General features: G+C 71.1%; 7 protein-coding genes. 3 read left to right on the forward strand and 4 right to left on the reverse strand.

The features are described 5' to 3' along the window. Window positions 1-52 precede the first annotated feature (52 nt). Both AB0B72_RS24855 and AB0B72_RS24860 read right to left on the reverse strand, forming a co-directional pair. Window positions 53-3,031 carry a LamG-like jellyroll fold domain-containing protein gene (locus AB0B72_RS24855; protein ID WP_367741325.1) on the reverse strand — a complete coding sequence of 993 codons (2,979 nt, stop codon included), beginning with the start codon at window positions 3,029-3,031 and terminating at the stop codon, window positions 53-55. Between the two features lie 305 nt (window positions 3,032-3,336). Next, window positions 3,337-5,283, reverse strand: coding sequence for a glycoside hydrolase family 127 protein (locus AB0B72_RS24860; RefSeq protein WP_367741326.1), 1,947 nt, complete (start codon window positions 5,281-5,283; stop codon window positions 3,337-3,339). 458 nt (window positions 5,284-5,741) lie between these two features. Between AB0B72_RS24860 and AB0B72_RS24865 the strand changes: the two genes are divergently transcribed. From AB0B72_RS24865 to rph, 3 genes are all read left to right on the forward strand, one after another. Next, on the forward strand, window positions 5,742-6,737 hold the full coding sequence (locus tag AB0B72_RS24865; RefSeq protein WP_367741327.1) for a LacI family DNA-binding transcriptional regulator: 996 nt from the start codon (window positions 5,742-5,744) through the stop codon (window positions 6,735-6,737). 157 nt (window positions 6,738-6,894) lie between these two features. Beyond that, on the forward strand, window positions 6,895-7,947 hold the full coding sequence (locus AB0B72_RS24870; RefSeq protein WP_367741328.1) for a LacI family DNA-binding transcriptional regulator: 1,053 nt from the start codon (window positions 6,895-6,897) through the stop codon (window positions 7,945-7,947). 259 nt (window positions 7,948-8,206) lie between these two features. Beyond that, the gene (gene rph / locus AB0B72_RS24875) at window positions 8,207-10,804 is read left to right on the forward strand and encodes a rifamycin-inactivating phosphotransferase (protein WP_367741329.1); all 2,598 of its coding nucleotides are present in this window, start codon (window positions 8,207-8,209) and stop codon (window positions 10,802-10,804) included. A 134-nt stretch (window positions 10,805-10,938) separates the two neighbouring features. On the opposite strand, the gene AB0B72_RS24880 is transcribed toward rph, so the two are convergent. Both AB0B72_RS24880 and AB0B72_RS24885 read right to left on the reverse strand, forming a co-directional pair. Beyond that, window positions 10,939-11,271 carry a hypothetical protein gene (locus tag AB0B72_RS24880; RefSeq protein ID WP_367741330.1) on the reverse strand — a complete coding sequence of 111 codons (333 nt, stop codon included), beginning with the start codon at window positions 11,269-11,271 and terminating at the stop codon, window positions 10,939-10,941. A gap of 79 nt (window positions 11,272-11,350) precedes the next feature. After that, window positions 11,351-12,736: an NAD(P)/FAD-dependent oxidoreductase gene (locus AB0B72_RS24885; RefSeq protein WP_367741331.1), complete on the reverse strand. Its 1,386-nt coding sequence runs from the start codon at window positions 12,734-12,736 to the stop codon at window positions 11,351-11,353. Window positions 12,737-12,769: the final 33 nt, after the last annotated feature.

Here is a 12,769-nt window from a genome sequence, read left to right on the forward strand (position 1 = left end):
GGGCCGGGCGCCCGATGGACGCCCGGCCCGCCATGTCAGCCGGCCGGAGTCATCAGACTCGCTTCCAGGGGCCGTTGGCGGCACCTGGTGTCTGGTTGCGAGTCCACCATTGCGCCTGGTAGACGACGCCCTGGTATTCCGCCCGGTCGCCGGCGACGAAGATCCGTGACGGGGTCCACACCGCGGAGCCGTCCGCCGTGGTCACGATCTGCTCCCATGCCCCGTACGGGTCGCCGGGGGCCTGGTTCTGCGTCCACCACAGGGCGCGCCACACGGACCCGTGGTAGGACGCCTGGTCACCGGTGTTGTAGACCTTGGTGGCGGCCCACGCCGGAGGGTTGTCGATCTGGATGGAGACGGTCCGCTCGGTGGTCAGCCCGTTCGTGCCGACCGCGTCGATCTTGAGCTGGTAGGCGCCGTTCGGGTACGCGGTGGTGTCCACGACGAGGTTGGGGTGGAGACCGTCGTTGTGGCTGCCGGGCGCCTTGGTGTTGTCGGTCAGCCAGACGCCGCCGCGGTTGAGCTCGATGTAGGTGTAGGACACGTCGGACGCCGCGCCGCCGAGGTCGACGGTGATGGTCGGCGTGCCGGAGACCTTGGCGCCGTCCTCGACGGAGACGCCCGTGATGGCCAGGTAGGGGGTCAGGGTCCAGAAGTGGTCCGCGATGGAGGCGTCGCCGGACGCGGGCGCCGGGCTCGCGACGACGGTCGCGTTGCGTCCGTTGCCGGACGAGTCGGCGACCGCCGCTCCGGAGCTCTCGTCGAAGGTGTAGCGCAGGACGTCGCCCGCGCCGGCATCTCCGCCCGCGAGGGCGGACACCTCGGCCGCGGTCAGCGCGCGGCCGTACACGTTGAAGTCGTCCACCGCGGCGGCCAGGTAGGGGTCGCCCGAGTACTCGGAGCGGCCGATCCAGTTCTGGGTCGTGTTGCCGAGACTGGACGGACGCAGCGTGAGGTTGGCGTTGGTGCCCGCGACCTGGCCGTTGACGTAGAGGGTGCCGGTGGTGCCGGACACGGTCACCGTCACCAGCGACCAGGTGTTCAGCGGGAGCGTCGAGGCGGAGCTGATCTGCTGCTCGCCGCCGCCACCACTGGTCGTGATGGCGAACCTGAGCCCCGTGCCCCTGTTGACCGTGAGGAACATGTAGTTCGACGTGCCGGTGCCGAAGTCGAACAGGCGCGACCACGTCGAGTTCTTGGCCGGGTTGACCCACGCCGAGATCGTGAAGTCGCCCGTGACGCCGCTCACCACGCCCCGCGGGACGTTGACGTACTGGTTGCTGCCGGACAGCGCGAGGGCCTTGCCGAGCTTGCCGGCGACCCGGGTGCCGCCGGTGCCGGACGACGTGACGGTGGTGTCGTTCCACTGGACGACCTGGGCGCCCGGCTCCTTGCTCATGCCTTCGACGCCCAGCACCAGGCCGTTGTCGTAGTTCACGAGCTTGTGGTGGCCCTTCCCGTCCGGCACGATCTGCCAGAGCTGGGAGTCGGCGCCGGTGTCGGTCTCCACCACCGCGGACGCGCCGTTGCCGGACGCGGCGTCCTTCACCCCGAGCACCAGGTCACCGGCCGCGTTGACCACCTTGTACAGATCCGGGCGGCTGGAGACCAGCGTCCATCTCTGGGTGGCCGCATCGGAGACCGCGGCCTGTTCGACGAGCGTTCCCGAAGTCCCCGCGCCCTGGCCGGCGAGCGCGAGCCCGCTGTTGAGGTTGGTGATCCGGTAGGTGTTCTCAAGGGCGGTCGCCGTGCCGGCGCCGCTGATCACCAGGTGGTAGGCGTTGGCGGAGTTCATCGCCACCGGCACGCTGATGGAGCCGTCGGTCACCTGGTAGACGGTGTCGGAGATGGTGATCGGGCCGGCGACGGGGTTGGTCCGCCCGTACGACGGGGTGTACTCGAGCTTGGCGTGGACGGTGCCGCCCAGGTCGAGCTTGTCCAGTCCGTCGACCCGGACGGCGGTGGAGCCGCTGCCGCCACCGAAGATCACGCTGACCTGCTTCTTGTCGGCGGGCACGGCGGCGGCGCCGTCGAGGCCGGTCGTGGCGCTGGGCGGGGTGGTCGCGACCATGTCCCCGCTCATGTCGGCGTACCACTTGTAGAGCCAGTAGGCGCCGTTGGGGCTCCCGCCGGTGCCGGTCAGCAGGTCGCCGAGCGCGCCGTAGCCGTTCCAGAACGCGAGCTCCGCGTCGTGGATGCCGTATCGCTCGAACTTCGCGATGTACCCGACCAGGGAGCCCGGGATGCCGACCTCGGAGGGCGCCGCGTACTCCTCGATCGAGATCGGGCGGGGGCTGATGCCGAGCTTCTTCATGATGGCGTCGACCTTGTCGAGGTCACCCACGATCTTGCCCGAGTTGATCAGCTCGTGCCAGGAGATGATGTCGGGGACCGTGTCGGTCGCGACGGCGTTCTCCAGGAAGTTCTCCATGTCGTTGATGTTGTCGGAGAAGCTCGGGCCCTGGATCGGCGTGGTGGGGTCGAGCGATCGCACCTGACGGAAGGTCTTCGTCCAGAAGTCCTCGTAGGTGCCGTTGGACGCGAGCCACGTGTTGTCCGACTCGTTCCACAGCTCCCATGCCGCCATGTTCGTCGCTCCGGACGCCTGGACGGCCTTGACCTGCTGCTCCACCACGCCCGGCCAGGTGTCCCAGCTGAACTTGTACGGCCAGCCCGCGTAGTAGTCCGAGAGGCGGTTGACGACCTTCGCGCCCGCCCTTGCCGCCTTGCCGGCGACCACCAGCACGTCGCCCTTCGCCTGCTGCTTGCCCCCCACGGCCATCTGAACGAACGTGTTCGGCTTGATGGCCTTGACGAGGGCGTCGGAGGGGGTCGAGTCGTCGGCGAGGCCGTACAGGGACCCCGTCGCGACGTACGAGACCGGGCGGAAGGGCTTGTCGGCGCTCACAACGAGCGTGGATGCGGGGGCGGCGGACGCGGGCGGAGCGACGAGGGCGGTTCCCGTGGCCGTGATCGTCAGCGCGGCGATCACGGCCGCTGTGCGGCGGGAGCGGCCCCGGAGCCGGTTCATGCCCGGGCGAAGGGCTGCTGCCCTTTCCCTGGCTGATGCTGTTCGGGACATGCGTGAAAACTCCTTTGTGTTCGGTGAGCGAAGCGGGCGTTCACACTCCCGGGACGTGCGTCGCCCCGGAGGACCGCAGAGTCGGCTGGGCATGGGTCAGCCCGGCTTGTCAGCGTTAACAGCCAGGGGCCCGGCAGACGGCGTCGGTCTGTCGTGGGGACATGCCGGTTCTCCGCCAGGACGGGGACAGTGGCGAGCTGTCCCGGAGCGCCCTGTGCGTGGGGGCGTGAGGCGACGGACGGTCCGCCGCCCGGTCACCGCTTCTGGGGTGCGAGCGGGATCCAGACCCGCATTGCTCCGGCGGACCGGTTGGCCCACAGGAAGTAGGGAATCGCCGGGACCGCGGCCGGCGACGTCGTCGGTGGTGGCGCGAGGGCGTCTGGAGCGAGCGGCCTGTACAGCTCGTCGTCCGGGCCGGATCGCACGTGCACCGGGGTCAGCAGCGTCACCGGCGCGATCGGGTGGGCGCCGGTGACGACGTCGATCGGCCTGCCGGGGTCCAGTTCCAGATCTTCGAGCACGTTGCCGCTCAGGCTGCGGGGCAGGTCGGCCTGTTCCAGGCAGTACACGAGCGGGCCACGCATGAGTGCGACGCTGCCGCGTACCGCGTCGACGCGGTGATGGGCGGTGACCAGCCGCGGCGGCATGGTCAGGACGAGTTGGACCTGGTCGCCCGGCTGCCAGGTGCGGGTCAGATCGAGGTAGCCCTGGTGAGGGGAGGTGACGCCGGCCGGCGCCCCGTTCAGTGTCAACCGGGCGTCCGTGCACCAGGCGGGCACCCGCAGGGTCAGGGTCCACGGCGCCTGCGTGGTCTCGGTGACCGTGATGGCGACGGTCTCGTCCCATGGGTAGGCGGTGGTGACGTCGACGGTGTGCCCGCCGGCGGTGACCGTGCCCGAGGCGTACAGATGCACCTGCAGGCCGTCCGATCCTCCGGTGGCCGTGTAGGTGTGCAGCGACGCCATCAGCCGGGCGAGGTTGGGCGGGCAGCACGCGCAGGAGTACCACGGCAGCCGCTGCGCGGGCGCGTCCTCGCCGGATCCGTTGTGGCCGGTGCGCAGCTGCAGCGGGTTGGAGTAGAAGAAGGCGGTGCCGTGGATGGCGGTGCTGACGGCGATGCCGTTGTAGAGGAGCCGTTCCATCTCGTCGGCGTAGCGGGACCGGCCGGTGGCCAGCAACAGCCGCCACGCCCAGTGGAAGCCGCCGATGGCCGCGCAGGTCTCGGCGTAGGAGCGGTCAGGCGGGAGCTCGTACGGGTCGCCGAAGGCCTCGTCACGGTGCCGTGAGCCCTGCCCGCCGGTCAGGTAGGTCTTGGCTGAGATCGCCGACTCCCAGAGCCTCTCCGTGGCGCGCAGCAGTGCGGTGTCACCGGTCTCGACGGCCACGTCCACGGCGCCCGCCGCCAGGTACACCTGGCGGACGACGTGGCCCGTGGCCTCGTCGGCGTCGCGGACCGGCTGATGGTCCTGGTAGTAGTGGCGCTGCCGGAACCGGCTGTCCGGGCCGAGCAGGCCGTGCCCGCGCAGCTCGACGAAGCGCGCGGCGAGGTCGAGGTAGGGGCGGTGGCCGGTGACCCGGTAGAGCTCGACCAGCGCGGTCTCGACCTCGGGGTGCCCGTCGAGCGCGTCCACGCCGTCCGGGCCGAACCGCCGGACGAGCAGGTCGGCGAAGCGACGCGCCACAGCGAGGATCTGCTGGGCCGCCGGGGCGTGCGCGTCGCCGCGCGCCGCGGCGACTGCGGCCTGGACGAGGTGGCCCGCGCTGTACATCTCATGGCTGGAGGGCAGTTCGGCCCACTGGCGGTCGCGATGGTCGACCTGGAAGTAGGAGTTCAGGTAGCCGTCGGGGTCCTGGGCCTTCTCCAGCAGCTCGGCTGTGCCGGTGACGAACTCCGACGACCCGCCCGAGCGGGCGAGCTCCCACAGGGCCGCCTCGAGCGTCTTGTAGACGTCGGTGTCGGCGAACCAGTAGCCGGCGAAGGGACCGCCGAAGTCGCCGGTGACGCGGCGGAGGTTGTCGAGGTTGCCGTACGCGTGGAGTCGCCCGACACAGTGCGGGAGGGTGGCGGCGGCATTGCGGTCCTGCCAGTCACCGAGCAGCCCGCCGGTTCCGAGGCGTACCGCGTGGGTGGGCAGCGGCCTGAGTACGGAGATCGCCTGAGGGGTGGGCACCGTGGGGCCGTACGAAACAGAGTGGGGCATGCGGGGGGTTCCTCAGTCCTCGACGGCGCCGGCGGTCACACCGGCGGCCTTGTACCGCCGAGCCACGATGAGCGGCGGCGTCACGGGGCATTGCTGGTTGTCGTTCAGGATCACCGGCTGGAACGTGGCGACAGCGTGACGGCGGCAGCGGTCCGGACACGGCGGCGCCTGGCATTGGGAGAAGTCATGGCGATCCCTTGGCACGGGGGGTCAGCGAGGCGGGATGCGGATCAGCGGTCCTCGTCTCCCTGCCTTCGCCGTGGCATGGGCCTGGACCGAGGAGGGGCTTCCCCGGGATAGCCTCGGAAAGTCAGGAAAACGATTGCCATGACGTTAAGCAACATCTTGCGTGCATGTCAAGAGCTGGTTACAGTCACATTAACCGGGGCCGTGTGCACCGCTAGGAAAACTCGGAGGAAACACTGGGCAACGTCGGCCGGCCACCCACGATCCACGAGGTGGCCACACTGGCCGGGGTCTCCCCCGGAACCGTGTCCAAGGCGCTCAACGGTCGCGGCACCCTGCGCCCCGAGACCCGCCTGCGTGTGCAGCAGGCCGCCGAGCAGCTCGGGTTCGTCGCCAACGCGGCGGCGCGCAGCCTGCACAGCGGGCGCACCTACACCGTCGGCATGATCACGACCGACAGCATCGGCCGGTTCAGCATCCCGCTGATGATCGGCGCCGAGGACGCGCTCGGCGCGGGACAGATGTCGGTCTTCCTGTGCGACGCCCGCGACGACCCTATTCGCGAGCGGTACTACGTCCGGACCCTCCTCAGCCGGAAAGTCGACGGGATCATCGTGACCGGCCGGCGTACCGAGACCCGCGCGCCGATCGGCCCGGACCTCCCGGTGCCGGCGGTGTACGCGTTCACCAGCTCGTCGGACCCGCAGGACTGCTCGGTCGTCCCGGACGAGGCCGACGGTGCGCGGCGGGCCGTGAAGCACCTCCTCGCGATCGGCCGGCGCCGGATCGTCCACGTCACCGGGCCCGAACATCACCACTCGGCGACGGTCCGCGCCACCGCGGCAGCGGAGGCCCTGGCCGCGGAAGGGTTCGAGCCCGCGTCCATGACCCTGTACGGCGAGTGGAGCGAGGCGTGGGGACGCCAGGCCGCCGGAATCCTGCTTTCCACCGGCGCCGGCATCGACGCCGTGTTCTGCGGCAGCGATCAGATCGCCCGTGGCATGGCGGAGGGGCTGCGCGAGGCCGGCCGGGACATCCCCCGCGACGTCGCCCTGGTCGGCTTCGACAACTGGGATGTCATGGTTCAGGGGTGCCGGCCCGCGCTGACCAGCGTCGACATGGATCTGGAGGGAATCGGCCGTACGGCGGCCGAGCTACTCCTGGCGGCCGTGAACGGCGATCCGGTGCACGGTCTGCGGGCCCTTCCCTGCCGTCTCGTCCCGCGCGCCTCCACCGCCGTACCGGCCGATCCGGGCCGCCGCACGTGAACTCCCCGGCGACGACGGTCGTGGTGAAGCAGGTGGCGCCGGCAGGCGGCGCCGGCAGGCGGTCCGGCGCGGCGGCGCGCCCGGACGGCCCGCGACTACGACGCTGTGAAGCGGCGGGCCGGGTCGCGCTCGCCGGGCGTTGAAATGGAGAACAGCCATGGCGGCTCGCGAAGACGGCCGGGCGGCGGTGATGACCGACGTCGCCCGGTTGGCCGGTGTGTCATCCCAGACGGTGTCCCGGGTGCTCAACGAACACCCGCACGTGAGCGCCCTCACCCGGCAACGGGTGCTGGCGGCGGTCCGCCAGCTCGACTACCACCCCAACGCGCTGGCGCGCGGCCTGGCGGGGGGTCGTTCACGGGTCGTCGGCGTGATCGGCTTCAACACGGACCTGTACGGGCCGGCCGCGACGATGCTGGGTATCGAACGCGCCGCCCGGGCCGCCGGTTACGGGGTGAGCATCGCGGCGGTGGAGCACGCCGACCATGACGGCGTGCTGGCGGCATGCGGAAGGCTGACCGACCAGTCAGTCGACGGCCTGATCGTCATCGCACCGCAGACCGCGGCCACCGCGGCGCTGCACCGTCTGCCCCCGGGCATGCCCGCCGTCGCGGTCTCGCCGGACACCCGCACGCCGATACCGGCGATCTCGGTGGATCAGTTCACCGGCGCCCGGCTCGCGGTCACCCATCTGCTGGAGCTGGGACACCGCACCGTGTGGCACATCGCCGGGTCCGACGACTCGCTGGACGCGCAGGGACGCCTCGACGGCTGGCGCGCCACCCTTGAGCAGGCCGGAATCGCCCCACCGCCTCCGATCCGCGGCGGCTGGAGCGCCCGTTCCGGCTACCGTGCGGGCCTGCAACTCGCCGAGCGGAACGACGTGACAGCGGTTTTCGCCGGCAGCGACCAGTTGGCGCTCGGCATGCTGCGCGCCTTCGCCGAGCGCGGAGTCCGCGTGCCGGAGGACGTCAGCGTCGTCGGTTTCGACGACATCCCGGAGGCGGAGTACCTCGTGCCTCCCCTGACCACGATCAGGCAGGACTTCGGCGAGGTCGGGCGCCGCTGCGTGGCCGCGTTGCTGTCACGCATGCACGCCGACCGGCCGAAAGGTGCGATGTACCCCGCGCCGGACCCGGCCATTCAGCCCGCCCTCATCGTGCGCCGCACCACCGCGGCGCCGAGCGGGCCGGAGTCGATGAGGGAGTAGAACGCGCCGATCGCACAGAACCGCACGCCTGGCATCCGGCCGGGCGGCGAAAGCGAAGGCAAGGAGATGTTCTCCCTGCCATTTCCAACGTATAGCGCACAGGGGGGCTTGCGGCAAGACCCGGGTCGTGCCGCAGAATCGGCGGCCGGACACGGCACCGATGCGGAAATGGGGAGCACGACGTGGGTGTGTTGTCGATGTACGGGGGACGCGGCGACCTCGCACCGCTGCTGAGCAGCGCTGCCTGGGAGGTGTCGCGATGACCGGGCAGTACGTGCTGGATCTTGAGGAGATCGACGAGACACAGGTCGCCGTCGCCGGCGGCAAGGCCGCGCACCTGGGGGGGCTGTCGCGCGTCGAAGGCGTCCGCGTGCCGGCTGGGTTCTGCGTGACGACGGCCGCCTTCCGGCGGATCATGGCGGAAGCGCCGTCGATCGACGACCGGCTCGATCGGCTGTCGCGCCTGAACCCGGATGACCGGGAGGCGATCGGCACGCTCAGCGCGGAGATCCGCCGGACCATCGAAGAGATCGCCGTCCCGGGCGATCTGGCGGGGGCGATCACCCGCGCGCTCGCCCGGCTCGGCGAGCGAGCCGCCTGCGCCGTGCGGTCCAGCGCGACGGCGGAGGACACGCCGACGGCCTCCTTCGCGGGCCAGCAGGACACGTACCTGAACGTCGTGGGGCCGGCGGCGATCCTCCGGCACGTCAGCCGGTGCTGGGCGTCGCTGTTCACCGAGAGGGCCGTGACCTACCGCCTTCGGAACGGCTTCGACCACCGGAAGGTCCACATGGCCGTGGTCGTGCAGCGGATGGTCCTCCCGGATGCGTCCGGCATCCTGTTCACGGCCGACCCCGTCACGGGCAACCGGAAGGTCGCCACCGTGGACGCCGGCTTCGGCCTCGGCGAGGCCCTGGTCTCCGGCCTGGTGAACCCGGACGTCTTCAAGGTGCGCGACGGCGAGGTCGTCGCCAAGGCGGTCGCCGTCAAACAGCGTGCCCTTGAGGCCCTGCCGGCCGGCGGGACGCGGGAAGTCGCGATCGACCCGCGGCGGCAGGAGCAGCCGGCGCTGACGGACGCGCAGGTCGTGCGGCTCGTGCGGCTCGGACGGCGGATCGAGGCGCATTTCGGCCGCCCGCAGGACATCGAATGGTGCCTGGCCGGCGATGACTTCCAGATCGTGCAGAGCCGGCCGATCACCACGCTGTTCCCCATCCCCGCGGCCCGCGACGGGGAGAACCACGTCTATCTCTCCGTCGGTCATCAGCAGATGATGACCGACCCGATGAAGCCACTGGGGCTCTCCATGTGGCAGCTGACGGCCATGGCGCCGATGCACGAGGCCGGCGGGAGGCTGTTCGTCGACGCCACCCGGATGCTGGCCTCGCCCGCCGGCCGTACCGCCTTCCTGGAGATGGCGGGAAGGTCCGATCCGCTGACCAAGGACGCGCTGGAGACCCTCTTCGAGCGCCACGACTTCGTTCTGACGCCCCCGGACGGCGGTCCCGGCGGGCCGCCGGCAGGCGGCGCGCCCGACCCGATCGCGACCGATCCGGCCATCGTCACCGAGCTGATCGAGCGCAGCCAGGCGTCCATCGCCGCCCTGCGGCGCGACATCCGGGCGAAGACCGGACCGGCGCTGTTCGGCTTCCTGCTGGAGTCCTTCCAGGAGCACAAGCGGGTCCTCAGTGATCCGTTGAGCATGCAGGCGATCATGGCGGGGATGGAGGCCACCTGGTGGCTCAACGACCGGCTGCGGGAATGGCTCGGTGAGCAGAACGCGGCCGACATCCTCACGCTGTCCGCCCCCGGCAACGTCACGTCGGAGATGGGGCTGGCACTGCTCGACGTCGCGGACGTGATCCGCCCGCATCCGGAGGTGGTGGCGTTCCTCAAGGGCGTCGAGGACGACGGCTTCCTCGACGAGCTGCCGAAGCTCGCGGGCGGGACCGAGGCCCGCGACGCCATCGAGGCCTACCTCGACCGGTACGGCATGCGCTGCGTCGGCGAGATCGACATCACGAGGCCGCGCTGGCGCGAACGCCCCGCCACGCTCGTGCCCGTGATCCTCGACAACGTCAGGAACTTCGAGCCGGGCGCCGCCGAGCGGCGCTTCGAGCAGGGACGGCAGAAGGCGCTGAAGAAGGCGCAGGAGGTGCTCGAACGCCTGCGGGCACTGCCGGACGGGGAGCAGAAGGCCGACGAGACCAGGCGGATGATCGACCGGGTCCGGACCTTCACCGGCTACCGGGAGTACCCGAAGTACGGCATCATCAGCCGCTACTTCGTCTACAAGCAGGCCTTGCTGGAAGAGGCCGGGCGGCTCGTGCGGGCCGACGTGCTCCCCGAGAAGGAGGACGTCTTCTACCTCACGTTCCAGGAGTTCCACGACGCCGTGCGCTCGAACCAGGTGGACGACAAGCTGATCCAGCGGCGCAAGGACGCGTTCCGGTCGTACCACGCGCTCACGCCGCCCCGGGTGATGACCTCGGACGGCGAGGTCATCACCGGGGCGTACCGGCGCGACGACGTGCCGGCCGGCGCCCTGATCGGCCTGGCGGTCTCCGCCGGGACCGTCGAAGGGCGCGCCCGCGTCATCCTGGACATGGCCCAGGCCGATCTCGAACCGGGTGACATCCTCGTCACATCTCACACCGACCCGAGCTGGACGCCCCTCTTCGTCGCCATCGCAGGCCTGGTGACGGAGGTCGGTGGATTGATGACACACGGCGCGGTGATCGCACGGGAGTACGGCCTGCCGGCTGTCGTCAGTGTGGTGGACGCCACCCGGCTGATTCCCGATGGGCAGCGGATCCGGGTGCACGGAAGCGACGGTTACGTCGAATTTCTGCCTTGACCGACCGGAAGGACTCGCGCCGTGTTCACGACGCCGTCGCCGGACGCCCGATGTTGGAGATCACGTGCGCCCGGCCCGCGCGGACGTCGGCCTCCCCCGGTTCCACGTCGGCAGGGATGGGGCGATGAGGACGGTCAGCTGGTGCAGGAGGCCTTGGCCGTGACGTAGACGCGGACGGCGCTGCCATTCGTGGCCGTCACCGTGAGCTTGTCGCGGCTGAACGCGTCGGAGTCGGTGTCCAGGCTGGTGGTGACCGACACCCCGGGACCGGCGGTGACGACGATCGTGCCGGTCAGCATCGTGGGCGCGTACGAAGGGCACATGGCCAGGAACGACCTGGTGGCGCCGGGGTCGACCCAGACCGCGTTGCCCGCGGTGGCCGTCTGCGCGGAGGCCGGGCCCGCGACGGCCAGGCCGCCCAGTACGGCCGCGCTCGCCAGAGTGATGCCGGTGATGTGCTTGATCATAAAATCGCCTTTCTCCCGCGGTCCTCTCCGGACCGCTTTCTCGGGTTGCGGCTCCCGGCCCGGGATGGGCCGGGAGTGGTCAGTGACCGGCCGGGATCTCTTCCCGGGCGGTGAGCAGAGGGGTGTCCTGAGCGCCGCCGGCGCGCGGACGGAGCACGCGTGCGATGACTCCCGGCGAGAACAGGTGCTGCGGAGGGGTCTGCAGGTTGGCGACGCTCAGGAAGGCGCGCCCGACCACCGGGTCCTTCTCCGCGGCCAGGTGGACGCGGGAGATGTAGCCGTTCAGCAGCTTCACGCGCAGGGTGCGCGGGCCTTCGACGGAGGGGAACCGGAGATCGCCCCCGGCGGACATGTCCCACGGCACGTCGATGATCCGGGCGGCACGCTCGAAGAAGCGGCGGGCCAGGCCGTGCCGCCCGCCGTCGGTCAGGCAGTCGCGCAGGGCGACGGCCTCGCAGGCCGCCACCGTCATGCCCTGCCCGTACGTGGGGTTGAACTGGCATAGGGCGTCACCGAAGACCAGGTAGCCCTCGGGGAAGCGGCCCAGCCTTTCGTAACGGCGGCGGACGGCCACCGGGATGCGCATCAGCCGCGGAGCCCCGAGCGGTTCCAGGCGCAGCAGGAGGTCGTGCAGGTCCGGGACCGGCAGACGGGCCGCGAACCGGTGGTACCCGTCCGGGTCGACCGGCGGGACGTCGTCGCCCATGCCGTACAGCGTGACGAGCCAGCGGTCCCCCTCCGCGCTGAGCGCGACCCCGCCCCTCGGGACCGACGCGCTGTGCCCCACGATGAGGGCGACGGCGTCGGCGTCGCCCGGCCGGCGGCGATACTCGCGCGAGACGTACACCAGCCCGGAGTCGACGCGGTCCTCCGCCGGGGGCTCGCACCCCAGGCGGCGCAGCCACTCCGCGCCCCGGTTGCCGCGGCCCGTGGCGTTCACCACGAGGTCCGCCGCCATGTCCTCGGGGTTCTCGTGCCCCTGCCGCAGCAGGCGCACTCCGGTGACCGTTCCGTCCACGCCGGCGATCGGCTCGACCGCCTCGCAGCGCCCGTGGATCACGACGCCCGGAAGGGCCGCCACCCGGGCCCGCAGCGTGCCTTCCAGGTACGGGCGGCTCATCATCAGGCCACGCAGCGGCGACGGCGCCGACCGCAGCCGCCGGCCGTCGTTGTACCAGCGGACGTCGTTCTGGACGTCGCAGGGGACGGCGCCGGTGGCGATCAGGTCGTCGGTCAGACGGGGGAACAGGTCGTCGAGGATCTCGCAGCCCCGGGAGAGCATCCCGTGGGCGTGATGGCCCTGCGGCACGCCGCGCCGCGGGACTCCCTGCTCGGGCAGCGCGTCACGGTCGATCACCGTGACCCGGCCGAACGTCTCGCTGAGCACCCGGGCCGCCAGCAGCCCGCCGACGCCCGCTCCGAGGACGACGGCGTGCCCGGTGGGAGGGCGGCCGGTGTCCGTCATGGTGTCCTCACCCGGGTCATTCGCTCGATCATG

Origin of the sequence: Microbispora sp. NPDC049125, from assembly GCF_040802045.1 — a bacterium.
Classification (GTDB): domain Bacteria; phylum Actinomycetota; class Actinomycetes; order Streptosporangiales; family Streptosporangiaceae; genus Microbispora.